Source organism: Paenibacillus sinopodophylli, assembly GCF_005930355.1.
GTDB classification, from domain to species: Bacteria; Bacillota; Bacilli; order Paenibacillales; family Paenibacillaceae; genus Pristimantibacillus; species Pristimantibacillus sinopodophylli.
This window is the reverse complement of record NZ_VDBO01000009.1, coordinates 133,800-148,054: the sequence shown is the minus strand read 5'-3', so window position 1 is coordinate 148,054 and position 14,255 is coordinate 133,800. Positions and strand designations below refer to the sequence as shown.

The following is a 14,255-nucleotide window of genomic DNA, read 5'->3' as shown; positions in this document are numbered from 1 at the left end:
GAGTGGCTTTGTTTGTCATGATTATCCGTAAGATGGTGCAAAACAAGTGGCTGGTAGCAAGCTTGTTTCTCGGATTGCTCCTTTCTGTCGCACTCGTTAGCAGCATGCCAATTTATTCAGAAGCTATTCTATCGCGAATGCTGGTTAAGGACCTAGAGACCATGCAGACCAAGAGGAACATCTATCCAGGCAGCCATTATAGCAAATTGTTTTATACGAAAGAAACGCCTGAGCGTATGAATGAGATATACACAAAGGTAGATCGTTATATTCACGAGCAGGCGCAAGCTAGCTTCCAAATTCCAGTACAAGAGCTCGTTGTTGATATACAATCGAAGTCGATGAAAATTAGGCCGGAGAATGATCCAGATTCGGGTTCGAAAAAATCGCTTAAAACGATGACGCTTCGTTCCTTCTCCGGTCTTGATGAGCATATCAAGCTGATTGACGGTAGAATGCCTGCCGAGCAGCAGCCTGTTGACGGTGTTTATGAAGTACTCGTTACAGAGCGCGGGCTTATTCAGTTCAAAACGGTGCTGAATTCAGCATTTTTTGTCGATGACGATAAAATTGCCGGGGAAATAAAATTCAAGCCGGTTGGCGTGTTCCAAAAGACGCTGGATGATGATCCTTATTTCAGGGATACGGATTTGAGCGAGCTTAGCGGCAGCTTTATATTAAGCGACAAGGTCGCGAAGCAGCAGCTTATGGGAGAGGCGCGTCTGCCTGTTGCATCCGTGGGCTGGTTTTTCGTAATGGACTACTCGAAAATGGAGCTCTGGTTCGTTGATGATTTTGTTGGGACGACAAACAAAATTCGCAACGTATTGTTGAACAACGTGTCACTGTATCAAACGGTAACCGAAACGCCGGCACTAGATACGATTGCCAAGTATTTGGAACGTGCCGAGCAGTTGCGTACGCTCATGTGGTCGCTTAATGTTCCGGTGCTCATAATGCTTGGATTCTATATGTTCATGGTTTCCAATCTGATCGCCGATAGGCAGAAGAACGAAATTGCTGTGCTGCGCAGCAGAGGGGCGGCTCGCTGGCAGGTTGTTACCTCTTATGCGGTGGAAGGCTTGATTCTATGTAGTATCGCCTTCGCTATCGGACCGCTGCTAGGAGCTGCTTTGACCGAAATGCTTGGCGCATCTAACGGCTTTCTTGCATTCGTACAGCGTGTACGCCTGCCAATCAGATTGACGGAGGAAGCCTATCGTTATGGTGCTGTTTCATCTGCTGCATGCTTTGTTATTATGCTTATTCCGATCATTATGGCGACCCGAGTATCCATCGTTGGCCATAAGCAGCAGATGGCGAGAGTGTTGAAATCACCGCTGTGGCACAAAATGTTTCTAGACGTCATCGCGCTTGCGCTTGCGATTTATGGCTTGTACACATTCAAGAAAAGATTGGCCGATCTGCAGAGCTTGGGGCTGAATGCGGGGGACCTTAACATCGATCCGCTGCAGTTCGTTGTACCAGCACTGTTTATTATGGGGGCCGGCTTATTGCTGCTGCGCTTGTATCCATGGGTGCTTAGGCTCATCTATTGGTTAGGGAAGAAATGGTGGCCACCCTCTGTATATGCGACATTGATACAAGTAGGACGCTCGAGCACGCAATATCAGTTCCTAATGATCTTTCTAATTATGACGATTGCGACAGGCGTATTCAGCGCCTCTGCTGCAAGAACAATCAACAACAATACAGAGGACCGTATTCGTTATGGTAATGGAGCAGAGGTTATATTGACGTCACAGTGGGCGAACGACGCTCCGCCGCCTTCATCAATGGGCCAGCCGCAAGCAGAGACGCCTGCTGCGCAAGGACCAGTACATTACTTGGAGCCGGCGTTCGAGCCGTTCCGATTGATTAAAGGTGTAGAGCATGCTGCCAAAGTATTCAGGAAGGAGTCCGTCTTCAGCGTCAACGAAAGCACGGGATCTGCCATGCTTATCGGTATTGATACCGATGAATTCGGTGAGACGGCTTGGTTCCGCGACAGCTTGCTCGATTACCCGATTAACGATTATTTGAACTTGATTGCTTCTGATTCGCAAGCTGTGCTCATATCCAAGACGCTGGCAGAGCAGAAAGCGGTTAAGCCGGGGGATACGATCTGGGTAGGCTGGAGCGATGTGCCGCAGCAGCCGTTCAAAGTATACGGCATCATCGATTATTTTCCGACCTTTAACCCGAATCCAGCTATAGGCAGTGTGGATGTCAGCGATGCTGCAGCAAAGAACGAAGCACCGATGCTCATAGTCGGCCATTTGCCGCGTATTCAGGTACAGCTGGCGCTCGAGCCTTATGACGTTTGGCTCAAGCTGAATCCGGAGACGACTACCGCTGAATTCTATCAATCGCTTGAACAATCGAAGCTGCCGATTATGAACATCGTGAATACGAGAGAAGCGCTTGTGGCAGCTAAGAACGATCCGTTCTTGATGGCGCTTAACGGTATTTTGACACTCGGTTTTGTGCTCTCGATCCTTGTTAGCTTTATCGGGTTCTTATTGTACTGGGTACTATCTTTGCGAGGTAGAACGCTTCAGAATGGGATATTGAGAGCCATTGGATTATCGCTTAAACAGCTGATCGGCATGCTTGCAGTTGAACAATTGCTTACCTCTGGCGTTGCTGTTCTGATTGGCATTGCCGTAGGCAATATTGCAAGCCGATTGTATGTGCCGAACTTTCAGATTGCCTTCAATCCGAGCAGTCTCGTTCCGCCATTCAAGGTTATGTTCGACGCTGCGGATCTTATGCGCATTTATGTGCTCGTTGGCTTTATGCTGGTTGTGGGCCTTGGCATACTTGCTTACATGCTGTCGCGCCTGCGCATCCATCAAGCGATAAAGCTAGGGGAGGATTGACAGATGATTCATTGCGAAGGGCTTGTAAAAATTTATAAAACAGCCGATCTTGAGGTATTTGCTCTTCAAGGCCTTGACCTTCATATTGAGAATGGTGAGCTGATGGCGATTATAGGAAACAGTGGAAGCGGCAAATCCACACTATTGAACATGCTGGGCGGACTTGACCGCCCAACGGCGGGCAAGCTGATGGTTGACGGCAGGGACATGCTGAAGTTTAAGGAACGTGATTTCGTTCGTTACAAGCGCGAGAGCGTAGGATTCGTATGGCAAAATAATGCGAGAAATCTTATTCCCTATTTGACGGCGCTAGAGAATGTCGAGCTTCCAATTCTGCTCACAGGCAGTCGCAAACGATGGCGTGCTAAGGAGTTGCTCGATGCTGTTGGGCTTAGCCACCGGGCATCGAATAAGCTCTATGAGCTGTCGGGAGGTGAGCAGCAGCGAGTCGCAATCGCGATAGCGCTCGCGAATCACCCGAAGCTGCTGCTTGCCGATGAGCCAACGGGCTCTGTAGATTCGCGGATGGCTAATCAGATACTCGACTTGTTCCGCGAGCTCAACCGTACGATCGGTATTACCGTTGTTATCGTTACGCATGACCCAGAACTCGCGAAGAAGGTAGACCGGGTAGCTGCGATCAGGGATGGTAAAATTTCATCAGAGATGCTGCGTAAACGTTCATATGCCGAAGAGCTTGCGGCGCTGGAGGACGAGAGCACAGAAGAAGGGACGCATGTGGAATACGCTGTGCTGGACAAAGCAGGCCGCTTGCAGGTGCCAGCGAATTATTTGGAATCCATTGGCGTAAAAAACTCGAATAAATTACGAGTGGAGCTTGGAGATGGGAGAATCGTGCTGCTGCCTCCAGAGGAGAAAGCCGATTAAAGCTTAGAAGTGCTGGTTTAAGGTAATCATGACTTTGAATCAGCCTTTTTATATTTTTGAAGGGAATACAATATATTTGATTAAAGGACTGGGAATAGACGGAAATAAGTGGTATGATAAACAAGCATGTAACTGTAACAATAATATATACCGAATATAGAGGAGGAGTCCATATGTCGAGTGCAAAAAGCGAAGCATCGGTTGAATCGTTATTCAAGCCCTTTAAATCCCAAAATCTAGAGGTGGCTAATCGCATTGTGATGGCTCCAATGACAAGAGGTTACTCCCCAAACGGTGTGCCGACAGAGGATGTTGCCGCTTATTATCGCCGCAGAGCGGAAAATGGAGTCGGTCTTATCGTCACCGAAGGTACACTGATTAATCACCCTGCTGCAGGAGGAAATCCCAATTGGCCGAATTTTCATGGAGAGTCTGCGCTCAAAGGATGGTCAAATGTGGTAAATGCTGTCCATGAGGCAGGTGGGAAGATCATTCCGCAGCTTTGGCATATTGGACTAACCCGCAAAATAGGTGATTTGCCTAATCCAGAGGCGTTGCCGATTGGTCCCTCGGGCTTGAATACTTCCGGCGAGAAAATAACGGAGCCATTAACGGAGAACGAAATCGCTGATGTCATTGCCGCTTATGCACAGGCAGCGGCGGACGCCGTCAAAGCAGGATTTGATGGTATTGAACTGCATGGTGCACATGGTTATTTAATTGACCAGTTCTTCTGGGATAGAACGAATAAGCGTACGGATCGCTATGGCGGTGATCTAGTTGCGCGTACGCGTTTTGCTGCTGAGGTTGTGGAGGCATCCCGCCGAGCGGTCGGAGCGGATTTCCCGATTGTATTCAGGTTCTCGCAGTGGAAAGGCGGCCATTACGATGCAAGACTGACGGAGACGCCACAGGAGCTGGAGCAATTTTTGACGCCGCTAGTGAACGCAGGAGTAGATGTGTTCCATAGCTCGACTCGCCGTTACTGGGATGCTGAGTTTGCGGATTCCAATTTGAATTTGGCGGGCTGGACGAAGAAGCTGACTGGCAAACCTACGATAACGGTAGGCTCAGTTGGCCTTGATAATGAATTCAGAAGCAGCAAAGGTGATACGGCTCAGCCTGCATCCCTTGCTGCACTGCTAGAGAGATTGGACAATGGAGAATTCGATCTCGTAGCTGTCGGACGTGCGCTGCTGGCTGATCCCGAATGGGCTGCCATAATACGCGATCATCGGGTCGATCAGCTTCAAGACTATGGGACGGATGCGTTGAAGACGTTATATTAATAGAAGAGGGGCAATTCCAGCGTCATTACAATGACGGAGGAATTGCCCCTGTTTTATAAATAAGGTAACAGAATGAGAGCTATTCGGATCTAGGTAGTAAAGCAACAACCTCGGTATGCTCATCATTGCCCCACTCTTCCCAAGACCCTTCATACGGACGGATATCGGGATAGCCGAGTAAGCGTAATATGAAGTAGCTATGCGCACCGCGTTGATTCGATTGGCAATAAGGAACGATTGTTTGGGAGGGAAGTATGCCTAAGGCTTGAAACTCACGCTCAAGCGTGAGAGCATCCTTGAACAGGATCACCCCGTCTTGATTAGCCGCCTCAAGCGAATCGCTCCATTCCTTATGAACAGCGCCGGGAATATGGCCGCCTTTTCGGTTGGAGCGCAAATCTTCTCCCGTATACTCCAGGGAAGTACGAGTATCGAGCAGAAGGCGATTGCTTTGCTCCGCTTGAATACTTTCTTTGGTAGTAATAAGTAATGGATGAGCCGTTAAGTTTAGCTTACTGTTAGTTCGAGCTGACGGGTGCTCGCGGGTAACTTCAAAGCCTTCTGCAAGCCATGCTGCGTAGCCGCCATTAAGCAGCTTTACTTGATCTCGGAACCCGTAATATTCAAGAACGTAGAATGCTCGTGTTGCCTGCACACTGCTGCCATCGTCGTAGACGATGATGGTCGAGCTGTTAGAGATACCGAAGCTATTCAGCAAATCTTTCAACGTATCTAGAGGAGCAATTGTTTTACTTGCTTGATCCTTTAATGTTCTGACATCCAGCCAGTATGCGCCCGGAATATGGGAGTCCTCGTAGTCTTTCGCCCTTGCATCCAGCAAGACAATATCTTGCTCATGTCTATGCTCTGCGAGCCATCCCTTGTCCACCAGCAAATGATTGTTCGTATAAGAGGCATGCTCTCGTTTCGTCATCTCATACTCTCCTCTCTAACCTCATTGTTATAATAACAGGTCGAAGCCTAGGTTTTCTCTTAACGTCGTTCCGGCATAGCTGGTTGGAAATAATCCTCGGCGCTGTAACTCAGGAACAACTAAATCAAGAAAGGCTTCCGTTCCTCTGAAGCCCAGCTGCGGCATGACACTAAAGCCGTCTGCAGCCCCATTCAAGAACCAATCCTCCATAAGATCGGCCACCTGTACAGGTGTACCCGCTATGCGAAGCTGACCGTTGCCGATCCAATGCTTCTCGAGCAGCTCCCTTAACGTAAGGCTCTTATTCTCTACGATCTTCTGTACCATTTGATAGAACGATTGATACGCATTGATTTCTTTATGATCTGGAAGCGGAGGAAAGGGATCATCGAGCGCATAGGTGGAGAAATCGATGCCGAGCAGGTTAGAGAGCGACATGACCGCCCGCTCGATGGAGCCGAGCTGCTGCAGATCGCTTGCTTTCTCCAGCGCCTCGGCTTCGGTTTCAGCAACGATGACATGCAATCCCGGCAGCACTTTGATGTCATTCGGGGATCGACCAGCTTGGGAGGTTCTCATTTTAATATCGTTGTAGAAGAGCTGAGCATCCTCGAAGGAATGCTGAACGGTAAATATCAGCTCCGCATATTGAGCTGCGAGACTTCGCCCTGCCTCGGACGCGCCTGCTTGTATAAGCAGCGGCCTGCCCTGCGGCGAGCGCATCATGTTTAAAGCCCCGCGTACCGAATAATAGGTTCCCTCATGATGGATATCATGGACTTTTTGGGCATCCGCATACACACCTGACGCTTTGTCCTGCACAAGTGCGTCTGCATCCCAGCTGTTCCACAATTTCAGCGCTACTTCCGTAAATTCCTTCGCACGCGCATAACGCTCCGCATGGGGAGGCAGTTGAGGCAAGCCAAAGTTGAACGCTGTTCGCTCTACGCCTGTCGTTACAATGTTCCAGCCGGCACGGCCGCCGCTAATATGGTCGAGAGAAGAGAAAATACGAGCTGCATTATACGGTTCGTTGAAGCTGGTAGATACGGTGGCGATCAAGCCGATCCGCTCCGTGACAGCAGCGATGGATGCGAGCAGTGTCAATGGCTCGAAGCTGAGTATGGGCCCATGCTGCACTGCTTTAGCTTCAATCGACAGGCCGTCTGCAATAAAAAGCGTGTCGATCCGGGCGGCTTCAGCTTTCTGGGCAATGCGCTGGAAATGTTTAACATCGTGGATTTCATCAAGCTGTGTACTCTCATGGCGCCAGGCTCCCTTATGGGAGCCTGCATTTTGGAGAAATAAATTTAATATCATTCTGCGTTTGGGATCGCTCATTGTCATCACCTTTACCTGAAATCATATAGACCTGCTTGGAGTGGAAATCGCATGTACGAAGTGGAGCATCACTTCATCCCGCTAAGTGCAATGCCGCGAATAATTTGCTTCTGAAAGATGAGAAACAAGGCAATAAGCGGAGCAATTGAGATGGTTGTTCCCGACATGATGAGTATCCAGTTGCTCGTGTCCTTGAGCTCGCTGGAGAAATAGACGATGCCGACGGGCAATGTGAACTTCGATTCGGTCTGCAGCACAATAAGCGGCCAAATGAACTGGTTCCAGTTTCCGATAAACGTAAGAATAATCAAGGTTACAATGGCAGGCTTTACTAGCGGAATGGCGATATGCAATAGAATGCGCCATTCGTTAAGTCCGTCAATTCGCGCCGCATCAAGCAAGTCTGAGGGGATCGAGTCCATGAACTGGCGCATCAGAAAAATACCGAAGGCCGTAATAATACCGGGAAACAGAACGCCCCAATACGTGTCAGACCACCCGAAGTCATTCGCAATTAAATACCAGGGAATGATGAGCATTTCTGTTGGCACCATCAACGTGCTGATAATAATCAGAAAAATAACCTGCTTGCCATAAAAGGAAAACTTCGCGAGCACGTAGCCGGCAGCCGTATCAAATACGACAACGGTAGCAGTCGCAATGAGCGAGATAATGAGCGTATTTTTGATCCAGTCACCGAAGGGAGCCTTCTTGAAAATCGCTGTGTAGTTATCAAATGTTATCGTCTCGGGAATGAGGCGAAGATTATAGACGTCCTGCGGCAGCTTGAAGGAGGTAGCGACCATCCATAGAAACGGGAATAGCATGATGCCGACGCCGATGGCGAGCAGCAAATAGATTAGCGACGTGCGCAGTTTATCTGAAGGTGATTTGCCGCTCGTTCGAGTTGCTCTTGATGAGCTCATTGTACCCGCCTCCCATCAATATTCTACTTTTCTGTTCAACACTTTTAGTTGCAGCAGTGTAAGAACCAAAATAACGGCAAACAGGACAACCGTTGCTGCCGCGGCACTACCCATTTTAAACTGCTGGAACGCCAAATTATAAATATGCAGCACCATGGTCGTTGTTGAGTTTAATGGCCCCCCGTTGGTCATGCTCAGCACTTGGCCGAATGACTGCAAGTAGGAGATTACGCCAATGACAGCCGAAAATACGAGCACAGGATTTAGCAAAGGCAGTGTGATATGTCTGAATTTCCGCCATGCGCTTGCCCCGTCGATCGCGGCCGCTTCATAGTACATACGAGGTATCGCCTCGAGGCCAGTCATGAAAATCAGCATTTGGAATCCCGTGCTCTGCCAGATCATAGTCAGTGTGATGAGCAGCAGCGCTTGACGCGGTGATTGTAAAAACAACTGCGGCTCGAGCCCTAAATTCAGCAGCATCTCGTTCAGCCAGCCGTTGCGCATGAGAATCCAGCGGAATACCCAGCTGACGGCGATAATACTCGTAACGTAAGGGATGAAGTATACGGTTCGGAAGAAACCGCGGAACCTGTACACGTTATGCAGCAGCAATGCAACCGCCAATCCGACGATTAGCTGACCAGGGACGCCGATAATTACAAATTTGAAGGTATTTACAATCGATTTCCGGAAAATTTCGTCTGCGAACAACGTGCTGAAGTTCGCTAGTCCGACGTAAGGCTTGTCGCTGGACAATAGATCCCATTCACGAACGCTTACGTTGAACGCATACAGGATCGGAGCCATACGCGTGCTGAGAAAATACAGCAAGGGTATGCCAAGTGCAATATAAATAAATAGGTAGCGCTGCGCACGATAGCTAAGTCTCGTGTGAAGAAGCTCCCGGCTTTTGCGGGCTGTTAGCCGCAGGGCATGTTCGAGCATCGTGAATTTCGCCTCCCTCTCATAAAGGATAGGGCGCGAGCCTTAGGCTGCGCGCCCTGTTCCTGCAACAGGTTATTTTTTGTCAACAGCAGCCCAATAGTCGTCATAGAGCTTTTGTGTTTTGGCTACAAGATCGGTGAAGGCTTTCTCCACAGGCACATTGTTCAGCAGAACTTCATTGGTCGCATCAACAAACAGCGTTTTTTCCTGCGTTTCGTCGATGAAGAAATGTGCGCGGCTGTCATCAAGCTGATTGATAAATGGCCCAAGCTTCTCATCATTCACGTATTTATCTTGGGTAGCTACCGCTTTCTGCGCGGGAAGCTCGCCAATCTGGTCGACCCATTTCTCCTGTACTTCTTTGCTTGTCAGAAATTTGAGGAATTCGGAGGCAGCCTTCAGCTTGTCGCCTTCTACGTTTTTGGGAATGGCGTTCGCCCAGAAGGAGGAAGGCGCCGACTTGCTCTTGTAGGAAGGTAGCGGTGCAACGCCAAAGTTTAAATCAGCGAAGTCTTTCTTGATTGAACCAAGACGGAAGGACCCGTCAATATTGAGCGCTGCATGGCCGGTCATGAACGCATTGCTGTCATTCTCATAGAATCCATTGATACCGACTTTATGCTTGATTGCGAAGTCCAGCAGGTATTGGAAGGCTTCCAAGCCGGCTGGCGTCTCCGCCCATAAAATTTTGCGGCGATCTTCACTTAGATCCTGTCCGCCTGCTTGATGAACGAGACCGTCGCGGTACCAGTGGTGAAGCTGTGCGCCGGGCTCCCATGCTAGACCTTCGATTACAAACTGGCCTTTGGCGTCGACTTCAGTCAGCTTCTTAGATGTCTCTACTAGCTGATCCCAAGTTGTTGGCAGCTCTGTAATCTGAGCTTTGCTCAGCAGATCCTTGTTGTAGAACAAAGCGAGCGTGCGCACTGCAGTAGGTATGGCGTAGTAAGAGCCGTCGATCTTAGCGGCATCGACTAGCGGGTAGTAATTGCTCTCAATGTCTGCCGCATTGAAGTTGTCTTCTGGAAGTGGCTGCAGATAGCCAGAGGAAACGTATTTGGGCAGCCAGCCATAATACAGATTAATAATATCAGGACCTTTTCCGGCAGGAACAAGCGTTGCAACCTTCTGATTATATTGGTCATAAGGGAAGTTGGTCTGTTTTACCGTTATATGTGGATGAAGCGTTTGGAATTCAGTGATCAGCTCATTAATCAGCTCAACCTTGGCTGGGAACTCATATTGCCAATATTCAATCGTTACGTCCTTTTCGGTATCCGCCGTTTCTGCAGCTTTGGGAGCATCCGTCGCAGCAGGCTGCTTCGTGCTCTCTGTCTGATTATTGCTGCTGTTGTTGCTGCCGCATCCGGTAATCGCCAGGGTCAAAATAATCAAGCCTGACAGTGTAGAGGTCCATTTGTTCGTTTTCATCTGTATCCACTCCTATTTTTATCTATTTAATATAAAAAGGTACGCTGCTGCTCGTTATGCTTGCTCTGTGATGCTGGATTTCAAGTCATGATCAGCAGGATACCATTGTTCAAGGCCTAGCAGTCGACGTGCGTTGTTGCCGAATATTTTCTCGATATCGGCCTCCGGGAAGCGAAGCTCGCGGGCAGCCCGAACCTGATCCTGCAAATAACGGTAAGGGTAGCCTCTCGGGAAACCGCTCGCATCCGTGCCGAATATAATGCGGTCGGGCCCGATCAGCTCGTAAGTTTTTCGAAGCAGAGACTCCAAGGTGAGCTCATAGGGCATCCAGCGCATCCATTGGTTGGAGCCGGAGGTATCGACGTATACATTCGGACAGCTCCAGCATAGATGCAGCAGCTCTTGGAAATATCCTGCACCAAAGTGCGGGATAATGAACGGAATGTCCGGGTATTCGCGAGCGGTATTGAATATAGCCAGCGGGCTAATATTGGGGTGGTGGGCTATGCCTCCGGCATGACCCAGCAAGCCGAAATGAATGAGCGCAGGCAGCTTCTTTTCCGCAAGGAAGGTCCAGATCGGTGTGAATGAAGGGTCATCAAACGGCTTTGACGTTAACGGTCCAAATAATTTGTAGCCCTTCAGCCCAAGCTCATTGACCGCTCGGCGCAGCTCTGCCTCAGCCCCTTCTTCCTCAATAGAATGATAGGCAAAGCCGGTAAAGCGGTCAGGATGCCGAGCGAGCTGGTCTGCCATATTGTCATTATTCAACGCGGTCAAAAAGTTAAGCCCGCCTATGCCGAATTTGTCCAGCTCTTGAACCCAGCGATCGATTAATGGCACAGTATCGCTCTCCTGCGCAGGAGGCGATTCAGGAAAATCCCATGTCAGCCGCATCCGTTCGCTGCGCTCCGCTCCATAGCTAGACACTAAGGCATGCCTCGCTTTATTGCCGAATAGCATTCGGTAGGGCAAATGCCCATGAATATCAAACACTTTAAATGATTTGCGGAACATAACGCTCACTCCATTTCTGTTTACTTGATCTGCCAATCTAATAGGCTGGTATTCAGCTGTTCCGAGGCGGAAGCGAGCTGTGCTTCTTTGTCACTCAGCCATTTCTCTAAGGTGGTGAGCCTGTGAAGCTGCCCTTTTAATGCTCGCTTCATTTCGCCTGGACTTGGTCCGCCGCAAAGCTTGCGAACGTTGACGAAATGCTGGGGATCCAGCGCCAGCTTAAATTGCTTCTCACTTAGCCTTAGTGGAAGCCCAATCGTATGAATAGCGGCTTCATTAAGTGACTGCAGGCTCAAGTCGTTGATCAAATCATTTTGCTGTATGGCTTGTGACACGAGATGGCTTACGATCTTGTGCGCATTGCGAAAGGACAGCCCTTCTTCCCTGACTAACGTATCCGCGAGCTCCGTAACAGTCGCGAAGCTTGCCGCGGCGCGCTGACGCAGCACTTCTTCATTGATCTGCAAGGAAGCGATGACCTTAGCGAGCAGTCGGTAGACGACTTCAAGTGTATCGAGGCTTCGCCAGGCATAAGGCTGCATATCATCCTCCGTGTCCACAATATCGCCAAACGGCGTATTATGAAGCATGGTGAGTACCGTTTGCGCATTGCCGGAAATGCTTGATAGCAGGGATCGGATATGCTCGATAGAAACGGGATTTCGCTTCTGCGGCATGATGGAGCTGATCTGCACATAGGGAGCAGCTACCTTGGCAACCGCAAACTCCTGTGTGCACCATAGCAGCAGCTCCTGTGTGAAGCGTCCGAGATTGATAGCCGCCAGCTGAACGCCGGCTGCAATTTCTGCAACGTAATCTGCTCCGCTTACAGCGTCATAAGCGTTCTCGATTAGGCCATCGAAGGCCAGGAGCTCAGCTACACGCTTACGGTTGATTGCAAAGCCAGAGGTAGTCAAGGCAGCGGCACCCATGCTGCTTAAGTTGCAATTCGCATAAGCAGCCTGCAGTCTGCGAATATCTCTTGCCAATGAGTCGCTTACTGCCGCGATATAATGTGCAAGCGTCGTAGGCTGTGCTTGCTGGGTATGCGTATGCGCGATAATAATCGTGCCGGTATGTTTATTCGCAAAGTCGAGCAGGCTCGCTTGAAGCGCTAGAGCAGATCCGATCGTCCTAAGCAGTTTTTTCCGTAAGGTGATGCGGTAGATTGCTATTCCCATATCATTGCGACTGCGTCCCAAGTGCAAGCTGCCGGATGTTTCATTGGATAGCTCAAGCAGCTTGTGCTCCACTTCAAAAAACAAATCCTCAAATTGACCATTGTAAGTTCCTTGGCTTAACAGCACGAGATCAATTGATAATAGTGCTTTAGCAATGTGAGTGGCTTCTTCTTGGGTTAGCAGTTCTTGTTCAAGCAGCATGACAAGATGCGCTTTATGCACCTCGATCATCGGCAGGAGCAGCTCCTGCTTCGCCTGATCGTAGGCTGGCTTAAGTACGGCTTCCACGTAGGTTTTGCCGGGGAAGCTGTTTCCCTCAGGTTGTTCATGCCTTCTGATTGCCAACGTAGGGCCTCCTCTCTTGATAACTACTTGATGAGCAGCGAAAATAGAAACAGCCGGAGCTATCGCATAGGCGATTTCTCCGGCTGTCCGGTCGACAATAGTATTCCTACTGGAATTGTATGATTAGGATGATAGCATGGTTCCCAATTATATACAACTACTTTTCTACGAAAACTTTTCTTACAGGCAGGTTACGGATTTTTGTGAATACGCTTTATAAAATGTTGTTTTTTTGGTAGCATAATTATTATCAAATGAAATAACAAATCTCTATAAATAGAAGGGTGAATCGGAATATGCAAATCGATCTTGCGAATAAAACGGCTTTAATTACGGGTTCAACTGGAGATTTAGGACGGGTTATGGCTCGTACGCTGGCTGGCTGCGGTGCTAACATCGTATTGCATTACAACAATAACGAAGCGAAGGCGAATGAGCTGCTTCAGGAAATAACAGATCTCGGACGACGTGCTATGATCGTTCAAGCAGATGTCACAAACGAGCAACACATCTACGCTATGCATAAGAAAATTGCAGCGGAGCTTGGTCATGTGGACATCGTAGTTGCGAATGCGGTCATTCAATATCAATGGACGAGCATTCTGGAGCAGCCAATCGCAGATTATGTAAGCCAATTCGAATCCTGCGTACTCCAAAGCGTATTTTTGGCCAAAGCGTTCGTGCCTGCGATGATAGAACGCAAAGCGGGACGTGTTATCGGTATTAATACGGAATGTGCGATGCAAAATTTTCCGAACCAATCTGCTTACACGGCAGGCAAGCGCGGGATGGATGGCGTGTATCGCGTGCTTGCGAAGGAAGCGGGCGAGCATCAAATTACAGTAAACCAGGTTGCGCCTGGATGGACAATCAGCGACCGCGACCGGGCGAGCGGAATAGATGAGAACAATGGCTACGCGCAGACTGTACCGCTGAAACGCAGAGGCACCGATCAGGAAATTGCGAATACGGTCGCTTTCCTGGCCTCGGATCTTGCAAGCTTTATAACAGGGGCATATATTCCGGTAAACGGCGGAAACGTGATGCCTGCCATCTAGATTAAGGGAGTATGA

General features: G+C 49.1%; 11 protein-coding genes. 4 read left to right on the top strand and 7 right to left on the bottom strand.

Annotation, left to right across the window (positions count from 1 at the left end; translation table 11 throughout):
* The first annotated feature begins 2 nt into the window (after positions 1 to 2).
* From FGT79_RS23720 to FGT79_RS23710, 3 genes are all read left to right on the top strand, one after another.
* Complete coding sequence (locus FGT79_RS23720; RefSeq protein ID WP_246096582.1) at positions 3 to 2,882, top strand: ABC transporter permease; 2,880 nt, start codon at positions 3 to 5, stop codon at positions 2,880 to 2,882.
* Positions 2,883 to 2,885: 3 nt separating this feature from the next.
* Positions 2,886 to 3,770, top strand: a complete 885-nt coding sequence (locus tag FGT79_RS23715) for an ABC transporter ATP-binding protein (protein WP_138755321.1) — start codon at positions 2,886 to 2,888, stop codon at positions 3,768 to 3,770.
* Positions 3,771 to 3,943: 173 nt separating this feature from the next.
* Entirely contained in the window at positions 3,944 to 5,059 is a 1,116-nt protein-coding gene (locus FGT79_RS23710; RefSeq protein WP_138755320.1) for an NADH:flavin oxidoreductase, read from the top strand.
* 79 nt (positions 5,060 to 5,138) lie between these two features.
* On the opposite strand, the gene FGT79_RS23705 is transcribed toward FGT79_RS23710, so the two are convergent.
* The 7 genes from FGT79_RS23705 to argH all read right to left on the bottom strand — a co-directional run bounded on the left by FGT79_RS23705 (position 5,139) and on the right by argH (position 13,176).
* On the bottom strand, positions 5,139 to 5,993 hold the full coding sequence (locus tag FGT79_RS23705; RefSeq protein ID WP_138755319.1) for a sulfurtransferase: 855 nt from the start codon (positions 5,991 to 5,993) through the stop codon (positions 5,139 to 5,141).
* Between the two features lie 27 nt (positions 5,994 to 6,020).
* Complete coding sequence (locus tag FGT79_RS23700; RefSeq protein WP_138755318.1) at positions 6,021 to 7,334, bottom strand: LLM class flavin-dependent oxidoreductase; 1,314 nt, start codon at positions 7,332 to 7,334, stop codon at positions 6,021 to 6,023.
* 68 nt (positions 7,335 to 7,402) lie between these two features.
* On the bottom strand, positions 7,403 to 8,260 hold the full coding sequence (locus FGT79_RS23695) for a carbohydrate ABC transporter permease (protein WP_138755317.1): 858 nt from the start codon (positions 8,258 to 8,260) through the stop codon (positions 7,403 to 7,405).
* 15 nt (positions 8,261 to 8,275) lie between these two features.
* Entirely contained in the window at positions 8,276 to 9,208 is a 933-nt protein-coding gene (locus FGT79_RS23690; RefSeq protein ID WP_138755316.1) for a carbohydrate ABC transporter permease, read from the bottom strand.
* Positions 9,209 to 9,280: 72 nt separating this feature from the next.
* A complete protein-coding gene (locus FGT79_RS23685; protein WP_138755315.1) occupies positions 9,281 to 10,639 on the bottom strand; it encodes an extracellular solute-binding protein in 1,359 nt (452 codons plus the stop codon).
* 54 nt (positions 10,640 to 10,693) lie between these two features.
* Positions 10,694 to 11,656, bottom strand: a complete 963-nt coding sequence (locus FGT79_RS23680) for an amidohydrolase family protein (RefSeq protein ID WP_138755314.1) — start codon at positions 11,654 to 11,656, stop codon at positions 10,694 to 10,696.
* A 20-nt stretch (positions 11,657 to 11,676) separates the two neighbouring features.
* Positions 11,677 to 13,176: an argininosuccinate lyase gene (argH, locus tag FGT79_RS23675; RefSeq protein WP_425465043.1), complete on the bottom strand. Its 1,500-nt coding sequence runs from the start codon at positions 13,174 to 13,176 to the stop codon at positions 11,677 to 11,679.
* Between the two features lie 302 nt (positions 13,177 to 13,478).
* Between argH and FGT79_RS23670 the strand changes: the two genes are divergently transcribed.
* On the top strand, positions 13,479 to 14,240 hold the full coding sequence (locus tag FGT79_RS23670; protein WP_138755312.1) for an SDR family NAD(P)-dependent oxidoreductase: 762 nt from the start codon (positions 13,479 to 13,481) through the stop codon (positions 14,238 to 14,240).
* Positions 14,241 to 14,255: the final 15 nt, after the last annotated feature.

What these genes read in the sequence shown, in the direction of transcription:
- FGT79_RS23715 (WP_138755321.1), top strand. Translation starts at nt 2,886, where the DNA reads ATGATTCATTGCGAAGGGCTTGTAAAAATTTATAAAACAGCCGATCTT.
- FGT79_RS23710 (WP_138755320.1), top strand. Translation starts at nt 3,944, where the DNA reads ATGTCGAGTGCAAAAAGCGAAGCATCGGTTGAATCGTTATTCAAGCCC.
- FGT79_RS23705 (WP_138755319.1), bottom strand. Translation starts at nt 5,993, where the DNA reads ATGACGAAACGAGAGCATGCCTCTTATACGAACAATCATTTGCTGGTG.
- FGT79_RS23700 (WP_138755318.1), bottom strand. Translation starts at nt 7,334, where the DNA reads ATGAGCGATCCCAAACGCAGAATGATATTAAATTTATTTCTCCAAAAT.
- FGT79_RS23695 (WP_138755317.1), bottom strand. Translation starts at nt 8,260, where the DNA reads ATGAGCTCATCAAGAGCAACTCGAACGAGCGGCAAATCACCTTCAGAT.
- FGT79_RS23690 (WP_138755316.1), bottom strand. Translation starts at nt 9,208, where the DNA reads ATGCTCGAACATGCCCTGCGGCTAACAGCCCGCAAAAGCCGGGAGCTT.
- FGT79_RS23685 (WP_138755315.1), bottom strand. Translation starts at nt 10,639, where the DNA reads ATGAAAACGAACAAATGGACCTCTACACTGTCAGGCTTGATTATTTTG.
- FGT79_RS23680 (WP_138755314.1), bottom strand. Translation starts at nt 11,656, where the DNA reads ATGTTCCGCAAATCATTTAAAGTGTTTGATATTCATGGGCATTTGCCC.
- FGT79_RS23670 (WP_138755312.1), top strand. Translation starts at nt 13,479, where the DNA reads ATGCAAATCGATCTTGCGAATAAAACGGCTTTAATTACGGGTTCAACT.